The 22393-nt window shown below is 28.8% G+C and carries 25 protein-coding genes; 14 read left to right on the top strand and 11 right to left on the bottom strand.

The window, feature by feature from the left end; genetic code table 11:
- Nucleotides 1-482 precede the first annotated feature (482 nt).
- A complete protein-coding gene (locus tag Q1A46_RS20210) occupies nt 483-1928 on the top strand; it encodes an LptF/LptG family permease (protein ID WP_299683363.1) in 1446 nt (481 codons plus the stop codon).
- Between the two features lie 5 nt (nt 1929-1933).
- Nucleotides 1934-3076 carry a 3,4-dihydroxy-2-butanone-4-phosphate synthase gene (ribB, locus tag Q1A46_RS20205; RefSeq protein ID WP_299683361.1) on the top strand — a complete coding sequence of 381 codons (1143 nt, stop codon included), beginning with the start codon at nt 1934-1936 and terminating at the stop codon, nt 3074-3076.
- Between the two features lie 57 nt (nt 3077-3133).
- Here ribB and Q1A46_RS20200 read toward each other — a convergent pair whose 3' ends face one another.
- The 5 genes from Q1A46_RS20200 to Q1A46_RS20180 form a co-directional block, all read right to left on the bottom strand.
- Nucleotides 3134-3565, bottom strand: coding sequence for a hypothetical protein (locus tag Q1A46_RS20200; protein WP_299683359.1), 432 nt, complete (start codon nt 3563-3565; stop codon nt 3134-3136).
- A 25-nt stretch (nt 3566-3590) separates the two neighbouring features.
- Nucleotides 3591-4535 (bottom strand): nitronate monooxygenase family protein, encoded by a 945-nt coding sequence (locus Q1A46_RS20195; protein WP_299683357.1) that lies wholly within the window; start codon nt 4533-4535, stop codon nt 3591-3593.
- A gap of 10 nt (nt 4536-4545) precedes the next feature.
- Nucleotides 4546-5316: a hypothetical protein gene (locus Q1A46_RS20190; RefSeq protein ID WP_299683354.1), complete on the bottom strand. Its 771-nt coding sequence runs from the start codon at nt 5314-5316 to the stop codon at nt 4546-4548.
- A gap of 12 nt (nt 5317-5328) precedes the next feature.
- Complete coding sequence (gene mnmA, locus Q1A46_RS20185; RefSeq protein WP_299683352.1) at nt 5329-6516, bottom strand: tRNA 2-thiouridine(34) synthase MnmA; 1188 nt, start codon at nt 6514-6516, stop codon at nt 5329-5331.
- Between the two features lie 82 nt (nt 6517-6598).
- On the bottom strand, nt 6599-7303 hold the full coding sequence (locus Q1A46_RS20180; RefSeq protein WP_299683350.1) for a toxin-antitoxin system YwqK family antitoxin: 705 nt from the start codon (nt 7301-7303) through the stop codon (nt 6599-6601).
- A 63-nt stretch (nt 7304-7366) separates the two neighbouring features.
- Here Q1A46_RS20180 and Q1A46_RS20175 point away from each other — a divergent pair, with 63 nt between their 5' ends.
- From Q1A46_RS20175 to Q1A46_RS20155, 5 genes are all read left to right on the top strand, one after another.
- On the top strand, nt 7367-7948 hold the full coding sequence (locus Q1A46_RS20175; protein ID WP_299683348.1) for an adenylosuccinate lyase: 582 nt from the start codon (nt 7367-7369) through the stop codon (nt 7946-7948).
- 24 nt (nt 7949-7972) lie between these two features.
- Nucleotides 7973-8941: a hypothetical protein gene (locus Q1A46_RS20170; protein WP_299683346.1), complete on the top strand. Its 969-nt coding sequence runs from the start codon at nt 7973-7975 to the stop codon at nt 8939-8941.
- A gap of 104 nt (nt 8942-9045) precedes the next feature.
- A complete protein-coding gene (locus tag Q1A46_RS20165) occupies nt 9046-9267 on the top strand; it encodes a hypothetical protein (RefSeq protein WP_299683344.1) in 222 nt (73 codons plus the stop codon).
- A 163-nt stretch (nt 9268-9430) separates the two neighbouring features.
- Entirely contained in the window at nt 9431-9682 is a 252-nt protein-coding gene (locus Q1A46_RS20160; RefSeq protein WP_299683341.1) for a hypothetical protein, read from the top strand.
- A gap of 391 nt (nt 9683-10073) precedes the next feature.
- Nucleotides 10074-10334: a hypothetical protein gene (locus Q1A46_RS20155; RefSeq protein ID WP_299683339.1), complete on the top strand. Its 261-nt coding sequence runs from the start codon at nt 10074-10076 to the stop codon at nt 10332-10334.
- 83 nt (nt 10335-10417) lie between these two features.
- Here Q1A46_RS20155 and Q1A46_RS20150 read toward each other — a convergent pair whose 3' ends face one another.
- On the bottom strand, nt 10418-11254 hold the full coding sequence (locus Q1A46_RS20150; protein ID WP_299683337.1) for a sterol desaturase family protein: 837 nt from the start codon (nt 11252-11254) through the stop codon (nt 10418-10420).
- A 157-nt stretch (nt 11255-11411) separates the two neighbouring features.
- On the bottom strand, nt 11412-11912 hold the full coding sequence (locus Q1A46_RS20145; protein WP_299683335.1) for a YkgJ family cysteine cluster protein: 501 nt from the start codon (nt 11910-11912) through the stop codon (nt 11412-11414).
- 95 nt (nt 11913-12007) lie between these two features.
- Between Q1A46_RS20145 and argS the strand changes: the two genes are divergently transcribed.
- Genes argS through lpdA form a run of 4 tightly spaced genes read left to right on the top strand, consistent with a single transcriptional unit; the run spans nt 12008 to nt 16469 of the window.
- Nucleotides 12008-13780 (top strand): arginine--tRNA ligase, encoded by a 1773-nt coding sequence (argS, locus tag Q1A46_RS20140; RefSeq protein WP_299683333.1) that lies wholly within the window; start codon nt 12008-12010, stop codon nt 13778-13780.
- 2 nt (nt 13781-13782) lie between these two features.
- On the top strand, nt 13783-14436 hold the full coding sequence (locus Q1A46_RS20135; protein ID WP_299683331.1) for a hypothetical protein: 654 nt from the start codon (nt 13783-13785) through the stop codon (nt 14434-14436).
- 54 nt (nt 14437-14490) lie between these two features.
- Nucleotides 14491-15045, top strand: coding sequence for a hypothetical protein (locus tag Q1A46_RS20130; protein WP_299683329.1), 555 nt, complete (start codon nt 14491-14493; stop codon nt 15043-15045).
- A gap of 35 nt (nt 15046-15080) precedes the next feature.
- Complete coding sequence (lpdA, locus tag Q1A46_RS20125) at nt 15081-16469, top strand: dihydrolipoyl dehydrogenase (protein ID WP_299620053.1); 1389 nt, start codon at nt 15081-15083, stop codon at nt 16467-16469.
- A gap of 83 nt (nt 16470-16552) precedes the next feature.
- Here lpdA and Q1A46_RS20120 read toward each other — a convergent pair whose 3' ends face one another.
- Nucleotides 16553-17149, bottom strand: coding sequence for an outer membrane beta-barrel protein (locus Q1A46_RS20120; protein WP_299683327.1), 597 nt, complete (start codon nt 17147-17149; stop codon nt 16553-16555).
- Between the two features lie 85 nt (nt 17150-17234).
- On the opposite strand from Q1A46_RS20120, the gene Q1A46_RS20115 reads away from it, so the two are divergent.
- On the top strand, nt 17235-17609 hold the full coding sequence (locus Q1A46_RS20115) for a LysM peptidoglycan-binding domain-containing protein (protein WP_299683325.1): 375 nt from the start codon (nt 17235-17237) through the stop codon (nt 17607-17609).
- Nucleotides 17610-17668: 59 nt separating this feature from the next.
- Here Q1A46_RS20115 and Q1A46_RS20110 read toward each other — a convergent pair whose 3' ends face one another.
- On the bottom strand, nt 17669-18511 hold the full coding sequence (locus Q1A46_RS20110; RefSeq protein ID WP_299683323.1) for a DUF5694 domain-containing protein: 843 nt from the start codon (nt 18509-18511) through the stop codon (nt 17669-17671).
- A 26-nt stretch (nt 18512-18537) separates the two neighbouring features.
- Nucleotides 18538-19413 carry a DUF5694 domain-containing protein gene (locus Q1A46_RS20105; RefSeq protein ID WP_299683321.1) on the bottom strand — a complete coding sequence of 292 codons (876 nt, stop codon included), beginning with the start codon at nt 19411-19413 and terminating at the stop codon, nt 18538-18540.
- Between the two features lie 211 nt (nt 19414-19624).
- Here Q1A46_RS20105 and Q1A46_RS20100 point away from each other — a divergent pair, with 211 nt between their 5' ends.
- Together Q1A46_RS20100 and Q1A46_RS20095 are read left to right on the top strand one after the other, a co-directional pair.
- Nucleotides 19625-20668 (top strand): sensor histidine kinase, encoded by a 1044-nt coding sequence (locus tag Q1A46_RS20100; protein WP_299683319.1) that lies wholly within the window; start codon nt 19625-19627, stop codon nt 20666-20668.
- Nucleotides 20669-20672: 4 nt separating this feature from the next.
- Nucleotides 20673-21380 carry a LytTR family DNA-binding domain-containing protein gene (locus tag Q1A46_RS20095; protein ID WP_299683317.1) on the top strand — a complete coding sequence of 236 codons (708 nt, stop codon included), beginning with the start codon at nt 20673-20675 and terminating at the stop codon, nt 21378-21380.
- Between the two features lie 72 nt (nt 21381-21452).
- Here Q1A46_RS20095 and Q1A46_RS20090 read toward each other — a convergent pair whose 3' ends face one another.
- On the bottom strand, nt 21453-21986 hold the full coding sequence (locus Q1A46_RS20090) for a hypothetical protein (RefSeq protein WP_299683315.1): 534 nt from the start codon (nt 21984-21986) through the stop codon (nt 21453-21455).
- Nucleotides 21987-22393 lie beyond the last annotated feature (407 nt).

Below are 22393 nucleotides of genomic sequence, written 5' to 3'. Positions count from 1 at the left end.
TTTGAGTTTGAATATGAAAACTCCTAATTTTATACACAATAAAAAACCAGAGAAGCTAGCTTCTCTGGTTTAAATATATTTTTTAAACTGTCAACCTATTTTAGGACGACTCATGAAGATTAAAAATACGAGTCTTCTTATTTAAACTTTAGTAAATTTATAGTCATTCCCCTAAACAACTATGCTATAGATCCCATATTACCAAGTATATATATTGAGATGGAAGACTCGTAATCGTTTACACACACATAATCAAATAAAATATGTTGTTAAAAATCTACACTTCATTATTCAACAATTTCATATTTATCAAATATATTTTAAACTAATATTTATTTATCCCCTGAAAACAGTGATATTAATAAACTGCTGCTTTTAGTTTTAAACTTTAAGAATTCTTTAAAATGAATTAGGAGTTTTTAATTTTTCAATTAACAAAACATTTTCTGTTTATTACAATAAAGCTTGTTACATTTGCAATAGTGAAAAAACTAGACAAATACATATTAAAAAGTTTCTTAATTCCTTTCTTAGCAACTTTCTTCATTATACTTTTTGTATTAGTAATGCAAGCACTTTGGCTAGCTTTTGATGATTTGGCTGGTAAAGGAATAAGTATTCTTATCATTTTAAAATTCCTTTGGTATACAACTTTAATTGTTGCACCTCAAGCACTACCAATTGGTATTTTATTATCATCTATAATGACTTTAGGTAGCTTATCTGAAAATTATGAATTTGCTGCTACTAAATCTGCAGGTGTTTCTTTGCAACGCATGGTAAGACCTCTTGTTTTCTTCGCTATACTAATGAGTTCTGTGAATTTTGTTTTTCTAGATTATATATATCCATATGCAATCATGAAACAAATTAATTTGAAGATAAATATTAGAAAAAAACAACCTGCTTTAGCACTTGTTCCTGGTAGTTTTAATACTGAAATTCCTAATTATCAAATTAAGTTTGATGAAAAGTACGGAGAGGACAATAAGCTTTTAAAAAATGTACTTATTTACGACTTATCAGCAGGTAGAGGAAATAATAAAATTATATCTGCCAAAAACGGGGAGTTTATTTCTGAAGAAGGAAGTAAATACCTTACTTTAAGACTAAAAGATGGGCACTTTTTCGAACATCATGTAAAAAACAGAACTGCATATAAAGAACGTTTCAGAATGAAATCTTCAAATGCAGATTTTGACGAATACACTATAAATATTGACATATCTTCTTTTTCTGACGATGATTTAGATCAAACTAAGCATACAACAAATTATAATATGCTTAGTTCAAAGCAATTGAAAGATACTTTACCTAAATTAAAAGTAGGATATGATCAATATGTAAAGGATAGAGCAAGAAGTATTTACCTAAATACAAGTGCAAATAAATTATATTCGTATCCAGATTCACTTAAGCTAAAAGATGTAAAAGAAAATATTTTAGAAAATTTCGATTTGGTTTCCAAATTAGAAGTTCTAAATAATTCTTTATCTAAAATAGATAGATCTATTAACAATTTTACTGCTAACAAAGGTTCTTTTAAACATCAAAGGAAAATAATGAACCTTTACGATATCGAATATTATAATCGTTTTGCTTTTTCTTTATCCTGTTTGTTACTGTTTTTTATAGGAGCTCCTTTAGGTTCTATTATTAGAAAAGGTGGTATGGGATTACCAATGATATTGGCTATAGCCATATATGTCTCTTATTTCTTTTCAAATACATTTGGAAGAAATATGGCCGAGGAAAGTTCTATTTCTGCAATTGGAGGTTCTTGGTTAGCTGTAGCATTAATGTTACCTTTGGCAATAATTTTAACAACAAGAGCAACACAAGATAAAGGACTATTCGACATTAATAGTCTATTTGTTAGAATAGGTAATTTCTTTAAAAAAATCTTCTTTAAAAAAGAAGAAAATTAACACACATGACAACACAAACTAATCAAAAAATACAACTTAATACAATAGAAGAAGCTATTAATGATATCCGTCAAGGAAAAGTAATCATTGTAGTAGACGACGAGGATAGAGAAAATGAAGGTGATTTTGTTGCAGCTGCTGAAAAAGTTACTCCAGAGATGATTAATTTTATGGCAACTCACGGAAGAGGTTTAATTTGTACTCCATTAACAGAAAATAGATGTAAAGAGTTAGAATTAGGTATGATGGTTAATAATAATACCGATCCTATGGAAACTGCATTTACTGTTTCTGTTGACTTAAGAGGAAATGGTGTTACAACTGGTATTTCTGCATCAGATAGATCTAAAACTATTGAAGCTTTAATTAATGAAGACACAAAACCTTTTGATTTAGCAAGACCTGGACATATTTTTCCTTTACGTGCTAAAGAAGGTGGTGTTTTAAGAAGAACTGGACATACTGAAGCTGCTATAGATTTTGCTCGTTTAGCTGGTTTACAACCTGCTGGTGTAATTGTAGAAATTATGAATGAAGACGGAACTATGGCTCGTTTACCTCAATTGGTAGAAGTAGCTAAAAAGTTTGATTTAAAAATTGTTTCTATTGAAGATTTAGTCGCTTATAGAATGGAGCATGATTCTCTAATTCAAAAGAAAGAAGATTTTACAATTCAAACTCGTTTTGGAGATTTTAGATTAAGAGCTTACCACCAAACTACAAACGATCAAATTCATATAGCTTTAACTAGAGGAACTTGGAGTAAAAATGAACCTATTTTAACTCGTGTTAATTCTACTTTAGTAAATAATGATATTCTTGGAACATTAACAAACGATGCAGATCATAAATTAGATCGTATGTTTAAAGTTGTTAATGATGAAGGACGTGGGGCAATTTTATTTATTAATCAACAAAATCAATCTTTAAACTTATTAAATCGTTTACGAGGTTTAAAAGAAAACCAAGCAGAAGGAAATATAAAAGCACCTAGAATTACTTTAGATAACAAAGACTTTGGTATTGGAGCTCAAATATTACATGATTTAAATATTCACAAGTTAAAATTAGTATCTAACACAAAACAAGAAAAACGTGTTGGAATGATTGGTTACGGACTTGAAATTGTTGATTATGTAAACTTCTAAAAAGTATAACAAAACATAAAACAAAAAATCCTAGAAATTATTATTTCTAGGATTTTTTTATTGATTCTTACTTAAAGTAAGTTTTTTTGCCATTTGATAATCTATCCCAAAATCTTGAATAAGAATCCAAAATATTCTTTCTGAACTAAAACCTATATCCTTAATATTTGAAATTATTTCTTCTAACTTAAACGAATTTGAACTGTTTTTAAACTCAAAAACTATTTCTTCTTTAAGATAATTCTTAGCTATTTGTACAGCAGCACTTCTTGCTAATTTTCCGTTTTTAAACGTTTCAGGATAATAATTATTAGACGAATCAATTTGTTTTTCCTTGTTCAGTAAATCATAAACACTCCACCACCAAAAATCTTGATTCATCCATTCTGCTCTTAATAATAAACCGCGCCATTTTGCAGAGCAATCATCAGTTAAATCTCCTTCCCAAATTAATTCTTGATTATATATACTTCTTTTTTGAAACATCATTTCAAAGAATATTGAAATAAAATTATTACAAACTTGGAAAGCTACTATTTAAAACAATATTATATTCTTCTATAATTTCATTTAAAACTTGGCCAGCAGGTTTTATTTCATGAATTAAACCAGCTACTTGTCCGATCTCTAATTCTCCTTCATCTAAATCTCCTTCAAACATACCTCGTTTTGCTCTTGCACGACCCAATAACTCTTTTATCTCTTCAACAGAAGGATTTTTTTGATATAATTCTTGAACGTCGTTAAAAAACTTATTACGAACTAAACGAACTGGTGCTAATTCTTTTAAAGTTAAATACGTATCTCCGTCTTTAACTTTAACAATAGTATCTTTAAAATTATCGTGAGCAGAAGATTCTAAAGTAGCTGCAAATCTACTTCCAACCTGTACTCCATCTGCTCCTAAAACCATCGCTGCTAACATACCTCTACCCGATCCTATTCCTCCAGCAGCAATTATAGGAATTTTCACCTGTTCCTTTACCATAGGAATTAAAGTAAAAGTTGTTGTTTCTTCTCTTCCGTTATGACCTCCGGCTTCAAAACCTTCACAAACTACAGCATCAACTCCTGCAGCTTCGGCTTTTAAAGCAAATTTCACTGAACTTACCACATGAACTACAGTAATTCCCTTCTCCTTTAAAAAGTTAGTCCAAGTCTTAGGATTTCCTGCCGAAGTAAAGACAATTTTCACTCCTTCTTCAACAATAATATCCATAATTTGTTCTATATCTGGATACAACATAGGAACATTAACTCCAAAAGGTTTATCTGTAGCTTTTTTACATTTCTGAATATGCTCACGTAAAACATCAGGATACATAGATCCAGCTCCAATAAGTCCTAATCCACCAGCATTAGAAACAGCTGAAGCTAATTTCCAACCAGAAACCCATATCATTCCACCTTGAACAACTGGATATTTTATATTAAAAAGTTCAGTAATTTTATTTGTCAAAATATATATTTTAGTTGATTAAATATAGAAAAAGTAAAAGTGCTGATAATGAAAAAAAGAAGAAAACTAACATTGGAATTTTTAATACTCTGAAAACAAAACCTATAAAAGTTTCTAATCCATTTGAAGTGGCAATAATGGTTTTCATGTAAGATGTGTAAAGTTTTTGTTTATCTTCTAATGGTGATTCTACAAAGTCTTCTATATTATCTTCTTTAAACTCTAATTTATTTGAAACTATTGTTAAAACTCGTTTAATTAAACTACTAGCTATACCTCCAATAAATGGTATTTTACTAGTAACAGATTTTGAAAGTAATGGAATGGTAACAATATGAATTATTCCTTTAAAAACTAAAGAAAGAACATCTTTCTTATTCTCTTCAGTGATTTGATTGTTAATTTTTGATATATCTTGAATTGCTAATTTTAAAATATCGAGCGAATAATCAACAATCTCCCAAATATCATTTTTCATCTTAAAAACTAAAGACAAAAAACCAAATGCAACACCAAAAACAACAAATAAACCAAAACCTATAATTGCATAAATTAAATACTCTACATGAACTAAATTAAAAGCATAAAAACCAAAAAAATAAATGAAAAGAGATACTAAAATCGGTTTAATTACCCAAGAAACTATATAGTTAGGAAGTAGAAGAATTTCTACAAAATTTTCAACTACTTCCTCATCTTTATACTTACTAACATCTAGACCAAGTTCTAGTTTTATTTTCTCTTGTAATTTTAGAACATCTTTTTTAGTTCTTACTTTCATATAGTTATTCAATTAGGAAATCACACCAGACCCTAAGAGTTCTTCATTAGCATACCATGCAACGAATTGCCCTTCTTGTATGGCAGATTGAGCATTTACAAACTCAACATAAATTCCTTTCCCCACTTTATATAATGTAGCTTTTTCTAAAGATTGGCGATAACGAATTCTGGCTTCAACTTCCATAGTTTCTCCTATGTTTAAAGCTAAATCTTCTCTAACCCAATGTAATTCCTCATTAGAAACAAAAAGCACATTTCTATATAATCCTTTATGGCTTTTTCCTTCTCCTGTATAAATCACATTTTCATCTACATCTGTTTCTATAACAAAAAGTGGCTCTTTCGTTCCTCCTACTGCTAAGCCTTTACGTTGACCTTTAGTAAAATAATGGGCTCCTTGATGTTTACCAACTATTTTTCCGTCGGAAACTTGATATGTAAACTTTTTCGATTTATAATCGAGTTCTGCTATCTTATTCTCAAATTTAGGCAAAGATTTTGTATAAGCATTATAAGTATCAGGAATTTGTACAATTACACCTTCTTTTGGTTGTAATTTTTGCTGTAAAAAGTCTGGTAATCTTACTTTACCTATAAAACACAATCCTTGAGAATCTTTCTTTTCAGCTGTAATTAAATCTGCTTCTTTAGCTATTGCTCTAACTTCTGGTTTAGTTAACTCTCCTACAGGGAATAAAGCTTTAGCTAATTGTTCTTGAGATAATTGACATAAAAAGTATGATTGATCTTTATTATTATCTTTTCCTGCTAATAACTTATATACTGTTTGCCCATTAACTAACTCTTCTTCTTTTCTACAATAATGTCCTGTTGCAACATAATCAGCTCCTAAGCTTAAAGCGATATCCATAAAAACATCGAATTTTATTTCTCTGTTGCAAAGTACATCTGGATTAGGAGTACGACCTTTTTCATACTCATCGAACATGTAATCGACTATACGTTCTTTATATTGCTCACTTAGATCTACTGTTTGAAAAGGAATTCCTAATTTCTCGGCAACGATCATAGCATCGTTACTATCCTCTAACCAAGGACATTCATCTGAAATTGTCACAGAATCATCGTGCCAATTTTTCATAAACAAGCCTATAACATCATATCCTTGTTCTTTTAATAAGTAAGCCGTTACACTGCTATCTACACCACCTGAAAGACCTACAACAACTCGTTTCATATCTTGCATAATTTAGGCTGCAAATTTACGAAATTGTTATCGATAGTTTCATCATTAAAGTTGATGGTTATATAAGAATGGTTTATTGCTTTTTTTTCTTCTTTTTTATACTCTTATCAGGTCTACCTTTTGTAGATAATTCACCATCTATGTAGAATTCCCATTTCCCTACACGTTTACCATCTTTATACATTCCTTTTTCTTTGATAACTCCCTTTAAATCATAATAAGTTCCTTCACCTTCTAAGTTACCATTAACATAATTTACATCTTCTATTAAAATTCCTTCTTCTGTGTAGATTTTAGAAGAACCGTGTCTTTTTCCTTCTTTGTATTCTGAAATTTCAGTTACTTTTCCATTGATGTAGTAATTTTTTAAAACACCATCTAGTTTTCCATCTTTATAGTTTTCTTCAGAAAATAATGTTTTTCCATCAGAGAAATAGTATATCCACTTTCCTACTCTTTTTCTACCAATCATTTTTCCTTTAGTTTTCACTCTACTTTTATTGTAAAACTTAACTGAAGCTGTATCGGATTTTTCAGAAAATATTTTCACGATTGAAGGGTAAGCTCCTCCTCTTTCGTAAAAAGAAAACATTCCTATTTCTTTTCCGTTTTTAAACTGTCCTTTATAACGAATATCTCCATTTTCGTAATATTTACGCCATTCACCAGTTCTTTTTCCATTAGCATCTACTTGATTGAATTTTTGAGCTATTGATGCTATTGTAAAAAACATTGTAAATACAAAACTTAAAACAACATATTCTCTTGCTTTTACCATTACTACTATTTTTGTTTTTATATTTAGTAAATATTTCTGTAAAAGTACATAAACCGTACCAATATGAGTATCGATTTTTTAATTTCTACATTAAATTCAGTTGAAAACCCTAAAAGAATAAATCGAAATAAAGCTGCTAATATTGTATTAGAGCATACCGAATTAATAGAAGACTTGGTTAATTTAACATTTAGAACGGAGGATAAAATATCTATAAAAGCTGCTTGGATTTTAGAATGGATTTGTACTCATCATGGAATTGATCATTTGCTTCCTTACATAGAAACATTTGTAAACAATATTAAAAACATACATTTTGATGGTGTACTTCGCACTTGTGCTAAAATGTGCGAACATTTAGCTATTGCTTTTGACGATAAGTTACCGAATAATACTAAGGAGACACTTACCAATAACCATATTGATACTATAATTGAAACTGGTTTTGATTGGTTAATAACTGATCAAAAAATTGCAGTAAAAGCTTATACAATGACTACTTTGTTCCTTTTTGGAAAACATAGAGATTGGGTACATTCAGAACTTGAACATATTATAAAAACTAAAGTGATTCATGAAAGTAAAGGTTGCGAAGCTAGAGGAAAAAAAATTCTTGCTTTGATTCATAAAAGGAATAATTCTTGATATAATTCCCTATTAAAATTTTATATGAAAAAGTTATTTTATCTCTCTTTAGTTTTTTCTTTTATTTCTTGCTCAAAAACTATTAACAAAGAAGATTTACAAGGTGTTTGGATTTATGATTATAAAGAATATTCTAACTCTTTTTTTTACAAGGTTAATTTCAAAAAAGACTCTATAATATTAGTCAATTTTTTTGATTATAACTTTAAAGGGAAATATGAAATTAAAGGAGATTCTTTAAAAATTTATTTAAAAGACAAAACACTTACTAAGAAAATTAGCTTACAACAAGGAGACTCAATAGTAATTCTAAACAATAGTACATTTTTAAGGCATTCGAATATTATTGAAAATAAATATATAACTTATAACCTTATAAATTTAGATTCTAATATTAAAATAAGTTACGATAGTCTATCAACAAATCATAAAACATTCAATTTAATTAAAAGAGAAAATAAATTTATACTTGAAGATTACAGTGGTTTTGATAGTTTAAATTTAAAACTTTATAATTATCCCATTCACACACCCTTTATCACTTATAATATATTATTAAACAAAAAAATAACTCTTAAAGATTTAAAAAGTACGCTTTCAAAAATCAATCTTACCTTTAAACGTAAAGTAAACTTGATTACCAAAATTGACTTACAAAAGGAATTATATCATGTTTTTCCTTTAATTATAGATTTATGGGAAGAAGATATGAAAAAACTACAAAAAGAAAATAATGGCTTCCCACCTAGACCTCCAGTAACAGAATATGAGAATAAAGCATCATATATTAAAGCTTACCATCCTGAACTTTTACAAATAAAATCTATACAAGATTTTGACAAAATACAGTATATCAAACCTAACTCACACTATTTAATTAGTATTAATATCGAATTACCTATTGAAGAATATTTAAAACTAACTCAGCAGTTAAACATCATTAAAAAAGATAAAAATACTAGAATTCGAACTGAGCTTATTGATTTTAAGTAAGCATATTAAATACTTCGTAAGTTTAAATCAACAGTTCGGAAATAAACTATTATACATTCCTTTTTCTCCTGATATCTTCATGATGAATTAAAACATATTTAATCATGAAAAAAAACATTTTAAACTTAGGTCAAATCTTAAGTAAATCTGCACAAAAAACTATTAATGGAGGAAGTAGAAACATTCCTTGTTTCGAATGGTGTGAATTAGGAGCTTATTTCCAAAGTATAATTCCTAAACCTCTTTTTTGTAATTGTGGTTCTACTAGTACTGGTGGAGGAAACAACGGCGGTAATAATGGAAATGGTCCTATTGATAAATTATAAAAAAATTTAACCTTCTACTTACGATTTTCAGAATCTTATTTGAGAAACTTTAAAATTAATTCTGAATTAAGATTTCAAAAGTTCAGAATAGCTATTCAGAAATATTCTTCTCTAAAGATCATTAGATCGTAATAAATTCAGATAGAATTAAAAAATATCAATCATGAAGAAAAACATTTTAAATTTAGGTAAAGCCCTAAACAAAAACACTCAGAAAGAAATTACAGGTGGTGGTGGAACTCACGGCACAACAGGTTCTACAACTACTGGAACAACTTTAACTCCAAAAGATCCAGATTATTGGACTCCTGGTGGTAAATATGCTTGTTATACAAGATATCAGAATCCAAATAGTTTTAGTCATATCTCTCATTATGACGAAACTGGAAGAGTTTATATCTGTTGGCCTTATTAATAAACAAAAAAGCAAACCTTAATCGGTTTGCTTTTTCATTATTTACTGTTTACAGTCTCCATTTTTTAAATTTTCTTTAGGTTATTTAACCCTTTTAAATTAGTTAGTTCTGTTTCTTCTATATAAACAACGTCGTTAAATTCTTCTACAACACTTAAAGCTAAAAGATCTTTTATTTAATTCCCTACAATAAAAACTTCCCCAGAATTTTTTGTAAATCTTTTAAAATATATCCGATTATAAAAATTTTCCCATAAACTATACCATAACTTAAAACATTTCCCTATTTAATTTACAGGTAAAATCCATGACTTAATTAGCTCTATTCCTAATAAATTCAATACTTACTATAAATAAATTGCACTCGAATTATTAATCAAAAAACAAAATCATGTTAAAAGACATTTTAAATCAAAAAAAAGTTAAAGAATTAAGTAAAGCCAAGCAGCAAGAAATTACAGGAGGATATTTGAATGGACATGCACAGGCAGCTACCAATCAAAAAGAAAAATTCAAGGGTGATCCTAGTAGAAAATACGAATGCTATTTTACACACATTGGTCCATCTTTATATTTTTCTCATTATTCAGCTATAGATGAATCTAATGGTGATAATATTAGATGTTATCGTTCTAGTTTTTATGTAGACTAATTTATCAAACAATTTTAATTTTGGTAAATTTCTAATATTTACTCAAATAAATAAAAAAACGAGCTCTCTAGCTCGTTTCTTTTTTATAATTCATCCAAATTTGTTGGTTTTCTATATCCTTGAAAAGGTTGTTTTAATAGTTCAACTAAATCTGAGTTTTTTACTTCATCTGGAAATGTATCTACACCATACACAATTTTATCTCTATCTAACTCCATGTAAGTTCCCAATAATCTATCCCAAATAGAAAAAATATTTCCAAAATTAGAATCCGTATACGGTAATAAATTATGATGATGGACTTTGTGCATGTCTGGTGATACAATAATGTAACTTAATATTTTATCTAACTTTCTCGACATTTTTAAGTTAGCATGATTAAACTGAGTAAATACTAAAGATAAAGACTGATAAAGCATAATAATATAAAAAGGCGTACCTACTAAAAACACTCCTAATAATGTAAATGCAAAACGAATTACACTTTCTATCGGATGATGTCTATTTGCTGTAGTAGTATCTACTTTATGATCTGAATGATGTACTAAATGTACCATCCATAAAGGTTTTACTTTGTGTTCAACCAAATGAGCTAGATATGCTCCGAAAAAATCTAAAAATAAAACACCTAAAATTATATATGACCAAAGTGGCATTTCTGGCAACCAATTTATAAGTCCAAATTGATTTTTCTCTACCCAAAAAGATGTTTGTAATAATAAAAAAGCTAAAGCAAAATTAATAATTACAGTAGTTCCTGTAAAAAATAAATTAGGCCAAGCATGCTTCCACTTATTGTATTTAAAATTAAATAATGGTATTCCGCTTTCTAAAATCCAAAAAAAAGAAATTCCACCAACTAATAACATACTTCTATGTAAAGTTGGCATATTTTCAAAATAACTTTTTATAACCTCCATAAATAACATTGTAATTGTTTGATATAACAATGTTAATAAAAAAATTAGGTTACAAAATTTACCTCTGTTAAGAAAAACTACGAAATTGGTAATTTTAACTTAGATTTTTAGCCAATTTCATAAACTTCATAGCTTAATAACAAAATAAATTCAAAAGCTAAGACTGTGGCAACCTCTTTTTCAACTCCTCAAGAATTCTATAAGTAGCAGGACAAATTTCAGTGTTTTTTATGGTAAGATTTGCTAATTGGATAAACTTTTTTCTATTCGTGTGAGGGTATTCGGCACAAGCTTTCGGACGAACATCGTAAATAAAACAAGAATTATCATTTAAATCTAAAAAAGGACAAGGAGAAGTTTGTAATACATGAAAATCATCTTCATCAATACGTAAATATTGTGCAACAAAGTCAGCTACTTTCATTTTTAAATGTTTCGCTATGCGTTCAATATCTTTATAAGTAAACATCGGACTTGTAGTTTTACAACAATTTCCACAATTTAAACAATCTGTTCGTTCAAATTCTTCTTCGTGAATCTCTTGAACAACTAAATCTAGACGTTTAGGAGTACGCTTTTTTAATTTCTGAAAGTATTTTTTATTCTCTTGCAGCTTTTCTTGAGCTAATTCTCTAAGATTTTCAAGGTCTTTATCCATATTGCAAAACTACAGTAATATGACCAGAAATGAGCTAAATAAACCAATAAAATTATGTAATTTTGCTACTCGATTTAAAAGAAATAAGTCAACTAATGAGCATACAATCGTTACTAGAAGCGAAGGTTAAAGAAGGGTTTGAAAAATTATACGAAACTGAAATTCCATCTGTTGAATTTCAAGCAACCCGAAAAGATTTTGAAGGTGATATAACTGTAGTAGTTTTCCCTTTATTACGATACAAAAAAGGAAATCCGGTTCAAATTGGAAACGACTTAGGTAACTACTTGGTAGAAAACGTACAAGAAGTATCTAGTTTTAATGTTGTAAAAGGATTTTTAAACTTAGTTATTGATGATAGTTTTTACATCAATTTCTTTAACGAAATCGCTACTAGTGAAAGGTATGGCTTTGTAACTTCTAGTACAGATGCTAGAATGGTTGAATACTCTTCACCAAACACTAACAAACCTTTACACTTAGGTCATGTTCGTAACGTGTTATTAGGATATTCTGTCTCTGAAATCTTAAAAGCTGCCGGACATAAAGTTTACAAAACTCAGATCATTAACGATAGAGGAATTCATATTTGTAAATCAATGTTAGCTTGGAAACGTTTCGGAAACGGAGAAACTCCAACATCTACAGGATTAAAAGGAGATAAATTAGTTGGAAATTACTACGTAAAATTCGATCAAGAATATAAAAAAGAAATCAGTGATTTAGTTACTGACGGAATGAGTGAAGATGATGCTAAAAAACAAGCGCCTATTTTCTTAGAAGCTCAAGAAATGTTACGTAAGTGGGAATCTGGTGATGAAGAAACTGTAGCACTTTGGAAAACAATGAACGGTTGGGTGTATGAAGGTTTTGATGTAACATACAAAAACATTGGTGTTGATTTTGATAAATTATATTACGAAAGTGATACCTATTTATTAGGAAAAGATGTTATAGAACAAGGATTGAAAGATGGAGTGTTCTTTAAAAAAGAAGATGGTTCTGTTTGGTGTGATTTAACTCAAGATGGTTTAGATGAGAAATTGGTACTACGTTCGGATGGAACTGCTGTATACATGACTCAAGATATCGGAACTGCAATTCAACGTGCTAAAGATTTCACTGATTTAAACGGAATGGTTTATACAGTTGGTAACGAACAAGATTACCATTTTAAAGTATTATTCTTAATCTTAAAGAAGTTAGGTTACAATTGGGCTGATCAGTTATATCATTTAAGTTACGGAATGGTTGATTTACCATCTGGAAAAATGAAATCGCGTGAAGGAACTGTTGTTGATGCTGATGATTTAATGAATGAAATGACGAATACAGCTCGTGAAATTTCTCAAGAATTAGGAAAATTAGAAGGGTATTCAAACGAAGAAAAAGAATCGCTGTATAAAATTATCGGATTAGGAGCTTTAAAATATTTCATATTAAAAGTAGATCCTAAAAAGCGAATTTTATTCGATCCACAAGCTTCTGTAGATTTCCAAGGAAATACAGGACCATTTGTACAATATACTTTTGCTAGAATTCAATCTATCTTAAGAAAAGCCAATTTCGATTATTCAAAAACTATATCTGGAATTGATTTACACGAGAAAGAAAAGGAATTAATCAAACAATTAGAGTTATATCCAGAAGTAATTCAGCAAGCAGCGAAGAATTATTCACCTGCAGTAATTGCCAACTATACATATGATTTAGTTAAAGAGTTCAATTCTTTCTATCAAAATGTTTCTATTCTTGGTGAAGAAAATGAAGATAAGAAGATTTTTAGAGTTCAATTAGCTAAAAAAGTTGCAGATACAATTGCATCTGCATTTCGTTTGTTAGGTATTGATGTACCTGAAAGAATGTAATAATGAAATTAAAGATTACTCTATTATTTTTATTGTGTTTAGTGTTAAACGCTTTTACTCAAAATTTGACTCCAGATAAAAGAACTCTTCTTACATCTTTTAACAAATATGAGAAAGGAAAAGTTGAGTTGAATAATGGTGAAGTAATATATGGACTTGTAAAAATTACTGATTTTTCGAATGTTAAATTCAAAAAAGATAAAAAAAGTAAGGTCGTAACATATGCTTTAGAAGATTTTAAAAAAGTAAAAAGGAATTTAAAATCTGCTTTTTTTAGTAAAAAAACTAAAAATGGTCATGTTTTGGTTCAAAAAATAATTGATGGAAGTTTAAGTGTATATTATAAGATAAGATATAAATCGATGAACTCACAGCTTGGACTTACTGTTGGTGGAATAGGTGTTGGAACTTCTCCTGGTGTAACTTATCGAGAATATTATATACAAAAAAATGAAGATGAGATTCTAGTAGAAATCCCATCAAATTATAAAAGAAAAAAATTCAGAAAGGTATTAACTAAACTTACTTCTGATTGTACAAACTTCCCTCTTTTGATAAAAAACAAAAAAGAAATCGAAGGAAATTTCCTTGAAGAAGAAGAAAATAAAGAAGTGGTAGTAAATATTGTTAATTACTATAACGAAAAATGTAAATAATAGAGAATGTAATTCTAACGAATGAATGTTGTAACTAAAATAATTTTAAAAAGTATGCTAAAACTTATACTTGGCGGATTACTCATTGGTTTCTTCCATCAGTATGACCTCATTTTAGCCATACTTTTAATTTTAAAAATTACACACTCATTCGTAAAAAACATAAGAAACAAAACATTTAATAGTAACCTTATTTTTGGTTTTCTTTTAACTGCTATTATCGGTTACACTTGTGAGTACTTTGGAACAAAGTATCAATACTGGGAATATCATAATATAGCAACAGAAATACCAAAATGGGTGTTTTTTGCATGGGGAGCAGCTTTTATTCTAATGTATCAAACAGAATTGGAGATCAATAAAAAAGCTTCGTATTTATCATCAAAAAACAAAAAATGGTTAGTACTTTTTATGGTAGCCTTCTTTCCTACTCTTGGTGAAATTATTACCATCAATTTAGGAACATGGAGTTACGATATGCCTTATAAAATTTTCGGCGTACCTTTAGCTGCTGTAATTGCATTAATAATTATCCACTATACAGTAAATGCATTGTTGGGTATTACAAGTAAGAAATTCGGAATTAAAGACCTAGTCTTTAATCCTTAATTATAAATAAACAACTAATAGATAAAACACGAATTATGAAATATGATATCATAGTAATTGGATCTGGTCCTGGAGGTTATGTAACTGCCATTAGAGCTTCTCAATTAGGTTTTAAAACCGCTGTGGTTGAAAAGGAAAGTTTAGGTGGTATTTGTTTAAACTGGGGATGTATTCCTACCAAAGCTTTATTAAAATCTGCTCAGGTATACGATTACTTAAAACATGTTGACGAATACGGTTTAAAGGCTGAAGCTATTGACAAAGATTTTGATGCTGTAATTAAAAGAAGTCGTGGTGTTGCAGACGGAATGAGTAAAGGTGTTCAGTTCTTAATGAAGAAAAACAAAATCGATGTAATTAACGGTTTTGGAAAAATTAAAACTGGTAAAAAAGTAGATGTTACTGCTGAAGATGGAACTGTAACTGAATATTCTGCAGATCATATTGTAATTGCAACTGGTGCTCGCTCTCGTCAATTACCAAGTCTACCACAAGATGGTAAAAAAGTAATTGGATATAGAGAAGCAATGACATTACCTCAACAACCAAAATCTATGATTGTTGTTGGTTCTGGTGCTATTGGAGTTGAGTTTGCTCACTTCTACAATGCAATGGGTACAGAAGTAACTATTGTTGAATATATGCCAAATATTGTTCCTGTTGAAGATAAAGATGTTTCTAAACAAATGGAGCGTTCTTTCAAAAAAGCTGGAATTAAAGTAATGACTAACTCTTCTGTTGAATCTGTTGATACTTCTGGTGATGGAGTAAAAGCTACAGTCAAAACTAAAAAAGGAGAGCAAGTTTTAGAAGCCGATATCGTTTTATCTGCTGTTGGTATTAAAACAAACATTGAAAACATCGGATTAGAAGATGTAGGAATTGTTACTGATAGAGATAAGATCTTAGTAAACGATTGGTACCAAACTAATATTCCTGGGTATTATGCTATTGGAGATGTAACTCCTGGTCCGGCTTTAGCACACGTTGCTTCTGCTGAAGGAATTACTTGTGTTGAAAAAATTGCTGGTTTACACACAGAAACTATCGATTACGGAAACATTCCTGGATGTACGTATGCAACTCCAGAAATCGCTTCTGTTGGTTTAACTGAAGAAAAAGCTAAAGAACAAGGTTACGATATTAAAGTTGGTAAATTTCCTTTCTCTGCTTCAGGTAAAGCAAAAGCTGCTGGTACTCCAGAAGGTTTCGTAAAAGTAATTTTTGATGCTAAATACGGAGAGTGGTTAGGTTGTCATATGATTGGTGCTGGTGTAACTGATATGATTGCTGAAGCTGTTTTAGGTAGAAAATTAGAAACTACTGGTCATGAAGTATTAAAAGCTATCCACCCTCACCCAACAATGAGTGAAGCTGTTATGGAAGCTGTTGCTGATGCTTATGATGAAGTTATTCACTTATAGGATTAAAAACATATAGAAACAAAAAAGTCGAAACTATAAAGTTTCGACTTTTTTTATTAATTAATTTGATCTAATCTATTTTTTTAGAACTTGTAAGTTAATCCAAAAGCAACAGTTGTTAAATCCATGTTGAATACAAAAGTATTTGTAGATCTAGCATTATCAACATCAGGTGATGAACTGTTAAATCCTAAAGCTCCAACTGTAGCATTTAATGCAAAAGAGTTAGAGATAAAGTAGTTAATACCAGGAGTAACAACAACTCCAAATGCATTAGTATCTGGAGTAATATTATCATCTACACTAGTATTGTTATAAAAAATACTACCTCCTACAGTAAAAGAAAACCTGTTAGCTGGTGTAAAGAAATAATTAACCCCTGCTCCAACACCAAAAGTACTAGCATCTGCTTGTGTAACTCCATTATCAACATTTGAAGAATTGTAACTTAAACCTAATTGTAAAGCTAAATTTTCAGTAATAAAATAACCAGCTGCAGGTGCGAATGTGAAAGTGTTAGAACTAACATCAGAATCAGAAATAGATGAATTCGAATAACTTAATCTACCTGTGATAAAAAAATCTTCTTTTTCAAAGCCTCCAATAGCTTCTTTTTCTTGAGCATTTAAATTTGTGAAACCAATAAAACCAGTTGCTAAAGCAATTAATAGTTTTTTCATAATAATTTGTTTTAATTTTTAAGCCCGCAAAAGTATGTTTTTTTTTTATATTTAGGGTAGTAATTAATTAAAAAATATAACAACGATGAAAGCAAAATATCAAAGTGTTTTAAGTTTAGGTGAACAATTAGAAATTAAAAATGGAGATGTAAAAGAAGAAAACGGTGTATTACACATTTCTGGAACAGCAAAAAATCAATATGAAAAAAATCTTATTTGGGATGAAATTAAAAAAGCAGGTGGTGAAGCTCCTACTGATATTGTTGCTGACATTTCTGTTGAAGACACTTCTGTTTATGCTAATCACACTGTTCAAAGCGGAGAAACTCTAGGGAAAATTGCTAAACATTATTATGGAGATGCAATGAAATACAAAGAGATTTTTGAAGCAAATACTAACATCTTAAAGTCTGCCGATTTAATTCACCCAGGACAAGAATTAGTAATTCCTAACCTATAATTAATAAAATCACTAACAACTACGATATAAAAAACCTCGCTACTTAGCGAGGTTTCTTTTTATTTTAAATACTTAAATGTATTAACCATTTTATATTTCGGACTTCTACTTATAAAATCTCTAAAAAATGCAGTATGGCTTGCTCCCATTAGAATAAAAACTCTGTCTTCTTTTGTCAACTTAATTCTGTTTAAATTCGAATACATTCTTAAGTTTCTTTGGTAATATTTTGCAGCTTCATCGGCTCCTTCAAAACCGTTTTTAGTCCCTGCATGTGTTAACATATCTGCATTCACTGTAATTAAGAAATCTAAATATAAATCGTGATTCGATAATTTTAATTGATCAAGTAAACTTAAGTTATCTCTATTAACTTTAAGGTTTGTGTGATATGGAATTGGATTTTGATAATATTTATACAACATTTCTTTATCGATCTCATTATTAATTTCTGCTCCAATTTTATAGTTATAATTCATTTTATGATCGATTCCATAAATTCTTTTAGTTCCAGATAATCTTCCTAATTCATAAGCTAACAATTGTACTTCATTCGGATTTTTAAACTTCATATTAGGATTCTTAACATACTCTTTGTATGAAGATTGTAGTTTTTCATCATATTCTGGTCTCGCTTCAACTAAAATAACTGTTGGTTTAAACTTAGCAAGCATAGCTGCTATTTTGTGTACAGCTTTCTGATTATCTTTATTATTCTCATCAAATTCCGTTTTGTTTTCATCTGAAGTTTCTCCCATATGAAATGTTCCAAAGTTTAAAACTTCTATCTTTTGAATCTTACTTTCTAACTCTTTTTTATCTGCTTCAAAATTTATTTCTTGACTGAATCCTAATGTTCCTAATAATAATTGCCCTATGGTTAAAATTTTAAATAGTTTCATCTGTTGTATGTTTTTGTTTTTATGTTTTATTGTTTGATTAATTCTTCTAAAGTTGTCATGTTAAAATCTACTGAAGCATTTGCTAAAAAGTTTAATATTGGTAAATGTCCTGCTCCGATTAATACAAAAACTTTATCTTCTCCTGGTGTATTAATATTCAACATATTTTGAAATATTCTTAAGTTTCTGCTATACCACCATATTGCTTTATCAGCTCCGTAATAATCATTTTTTTCACCTTCTCCCATCTTAAAATCACCGATCAAATAGTGTCCGTGACTTTGATTTACGACATCTTTATCATTTAAAACTCTAAAAAATTCTAATAAGCTTACCTCTGTTTTTAACTTGTCTTCTTTTTCATATAAACTGAAATAAGTGTTATCTATATTCATTTCTCTTTTTAGCATTTTCCCACCTGCCTTATTAATAAAATAAGCTTGTTTTTCTTTGTGTTCTTTTTCCGTTAAATCACTTTTAAAATTTCTAGCAGAAGCATCTATAGCATATATTTTTTTGTGACCTAACAATTTCCCCAATCGAAAACCTATTTGATAAACTTCATTCGATTTCAGTTTAAAATTTCCTTTTAAATAAGCATTGTATAATGAATCTAGCTTTTTTTGTTTTGATGCTCTCCACTCTACTGCAATTTTTGTTGGTGCAAATTTTTTAATCGTTTTTAATAGCTCTTTTAACTCTTCTTGTTTTTTTTCAGAGAAAATATTCACTGAATGTTTTTGTTTATATGTATCTAATCCTGGATTGGCAAAATGAAATGATCCTAAAATAAATACATCTGAAGTTTTAATTTCTTTAAAATGTTCTTCTATTAGTTTTTTCTGACTAAAGACTGTTTGACCTAGCAAACAGATTGTGACTATAATAATTCTGATATACATGAGGTTTGATTTTTTAAATTCAACACTCCAAAAGTATTTTCAATCTGAACGACATTTTTTTAAATTCCATTAAGTACATTTTCTATAGTATAAACTCCTTGTTTTTTTACACTTTCAATTTCGTTGTGTAGTTTTTGGGGTTCGTCCTAAAAAACGGGAATTAGATGGTAAACCAACTTCGCTAAGTAACTTTAATAGCTACATTTGAAATATGGAAATAAAAAATCAATTTAAATATCACTTCCTTTTTGGTTTTGTTCTTGTTTTTATGAACATTTTCAGGAAGTATGTAACACTAGGTCATGAAACATTTATAAAGCAGTTTAATGTTTTCGGAATTGTTTTAACTACCACCTATTTTATTACTTTTTTTAGTGTTTACGCTTTAAATATTAAATTAATTGCACCGAAGACTTTAGAAAAGAAAAACATCATCTATTTCTTTTTAGGACTAATCTCTTTATTCTTTGTATTTCCAGCAATTCGTTATTTTTTAGAAGAAGTCATTTTATATTCAATTACAGGATTTCATAATTACTCAGAACAAAGTCGTACTTTTTGGTACTATATTTTCGATAATTCATATTATAGTTTAAAAGTTATCCTTTTTAGTACGTTTATCTATTTACTTTTTGTGTTTTTAAAGAATAAGGATAAAATTTACTTGTTAGAATTAGAACAACAAAAAGCAGAATTAGGTGCTTTAAAAAACCAATTAGAACCTCACTTTTTATTTAATACACTAAATGTTTTTTATTCTGAATTAGCAGATACACAACCAAAAACAGCAAAAGGAATTCATAAATTATCAGAATTATTACGCTATTTAACTTACGAGGCTCAAAAAGATTTCATGCCGCTACATAATGAGATAAAATTTATTAAAGATTATATGTATTTCTATGAAAAACGTTTTGAGGATAATTTATTTGTAAACTTATCTATTAAAGGAGAAATTGGAAGCCAAGAAATTCCTTCGTTAATGTTAATTCATTTTATTGAAAATATTTTCAAACACGGAATAGTTAATGATCCAAGTTTTCCTGCTGAAATAAACGTTGAAATAACAGAAAATCATTTGGAATTAAAAACTAAAAATAAAATTGCTTTCGTTAAACATTACAGCTCCAAAGGAATTGGTAGGGAAAATTTAAAAAAGCGTTTATCTCTTTTATTTGATAATAATTATATTTTTGATTTTACTGAAAATGATGTAGAATATAGTACTCATTTACAAATCCCTTTAAAAAAATAATGCAATGCAAAAGTTAAGATGTTTATTAGTTGATGATGAAGCTCCTGCAATTCGATTATTAGAATCATATGTAAAAAAAGTTCCGTTTTTAGAATTAGTTGCTGCTACAACAAATCCTATAGAAGCTTTAGGTATTATTGAGAAAGAAGAGTTAGATGTAATATTTCTTGATATTCAAATGCCAACTATAACAGGAATACAATTGTCTAAAATCATAAAAGATAAAATTAATGTGATCTTCACAACTGCTTATCCGCAATTTGCCATAGAAAGTTACGAGTTAAATGCAGTTGATTATCTTTTAAAACCTTTTGAATTTGAACGTTTTTATAGTGCTATTTTAAAAGTAAAACCTAAAGAAATTCAAAACACAATAACAAACAGTGATGAGTTTACTTTTATAAAAACTGATGGAAAAAATAACTTTGAGCGAATTTATACTAAAGATATTATTTATGTTGAAAGCTTAAAAAATTACGTTTCTATTCATACTAAAGAAAACCAAATTATTACTTACAATACTTTAAAACATTTTGAAAATGAGCTTTCTTCAAAACAATTTGTAAAAGTTCATAAATCATATATTGTAGCTTTAGAACATGTAATTAAAACTGATTCTTTAACTGTTTATTTATCTAACGGAAATAATCTTCCTATTGGAGATACTTACAAAAAGCAATTCTTCGATAGTATCAACAAATTTATACTATAAAAAGAGGCAATAAATCTCACATATTACCTCTTTTAAAACAAGTTGAGTTTAAACAAATCTAAAAATTCTGTTTTATGATTTTTGTTCCATTACAGCATAGTAAAAAGCTATACCTACCGGAGAACCAGCTGCAACAAATCCAGATGAAACTAACTCTGCTGAAATTCCATTAGGAAACTTTTTTCTCAATTTTGAAATCGCATCGTCTATTGCTTTATTTATATCTGAAGAATTATAAGCATAACCAGTAACTTGATTATCATTTGTAGCTGCTTTTGCTAGTAATTCAGTATTTGGAGTTTTATCTAAAGTCTCCATTACATCATGAATTGCTATTCTTTCTGTTCCATTTGCTGTTTGAAATTGAATGTAATCCAAATCTGTTGAATAAGGAACAGTTTTCTGAACAGTGTAAGGAAAATATCCAATTGCTGCACATGGAGTTCCTACAACCATGTATATAGGTGGATAAATTGTAGCCATAGATGGAGTAATTTCTATATTGCAATAACCATCTTCGTGTCCTTTAGCTACAATAGTAACTTTTGTATCATTTCCAATTCTGTATGCATACACAGATTCTGGATATAAAATTTGAGAATTCATTTTTTTTTATTTGTCGGTTAATTAATAATTTTCGAGTAGCTACTTCGACTTTTACAGAGCTTAACACCCTATAATATTGCACATTACAAAATTGTTTTTTTTACATCGTTTTTAGAAAAAAAAGGTGTTATCTGTATTTTTTTTGCATTTAAGCGATAAAAAAAAGAGTATAAGTGTATTTCGGCATCATTCTTGTTAACATATATTTAACTAAAAACTATTACAATGGAGGTATCAACCACTATTAATCTAGAGGGGGATATTGCTATGAACAGTTAAGAAAATTAAAAACCGAAACATTAAATATGTTTCGGTTTTTTAATGATTAAAATTTTGAGTCGTCCTAAAATAGGTTGACAGTTTTAAAAAGTATTATTTAAACCAGAGAAGCTAGCTTCTCTGGTTTT

It is taken from the genome of uncultured Tenacibaculum sp., from assembly GCF_947502995.1.
In the GTDB taxonomy this organism is placed as follows: domain Bacteria; phylum Bacteroidota; class Bacteroidia; order Flavobacteriales; family Flavobacteriaceae; genus Polaribacter.
The sequence above is the reverse complement of the archived record's forward strand: the minus strand, read 5'-3'. Positions and strand labels throughout refer to the sequence as shown.